The sequence below is a fragment of the Psychrobacter sp. AOP3-A1-26 genome, assembly GCF_052378235.1.
GTDB lineage: Bacteria > Pseudomonadota > Gammaproteobacteria > Pseudomonadales > Moraxellaceae > Psychrobacter.
Map to the genome: position 1 here is coordinate 1 of NZ_JBQSXN010000209.1, position 571 is coordinate 571.

Sequence of the window (571 nt, forward strand, 5' to 3'; positions counted from 1 at the left end):
TATTATAAGAAGTATCTAAACTTAAAGTATCTAGACTCTCACCCATTCTTTCCTTAAAAATAGAACTAATCATTATTTCGTTAAATTCTTCAATAAATTTTTCAAAGTTATCGTAACACTGTTTTTGAAACAAAAAAGTATACTCATCTATCATATCTCCTTTTGCTTCATGCCCTGTAAATGGATCAAGAATTTTAGGCATATAAACAATATTCCACGGAGCAGTAAAAGCAAAAACGTTTTTTGTACGACCAAAAACATGCGAAATTTGATAATTTCTAATCAACTCTAGTTTAGAACTTTTTGTTTTAGAATATCCCGTAAGTGCTCTAATTAGTTTTGCTGGTTCTGAATTATTTGTTGGATCTTTTTCAACATGATAATTATTAATTAACCTTTCATAAAACGCCTGGAACAGATGTGTGCCACTTGCATCACGACCAAACCCACGAATGAATACTTTCTCATTACTATAGATACGATTTTTCAAAAGATTCCATTCAATCTCTGCTTTATCATAAGAGGAATAAATAGTTTCTTTAAGACCGAAATTAAAAAACTGCTCTTTAGA

1 protein-coding gene is annotated in these 571 nt (G+C 29.8%); it reads right to left on the reverse strand.

Annotated features, from left to right (window positions below; all coding sequences use genetic code 11):
- A partial coding sequence (locus ACT3TU_RS14340; RefSeq protein ID WP_444784543.1) for a hypothetical protein occupies positions 1 to 571 on the reverse strand: 571 nt, incomplete at both ends.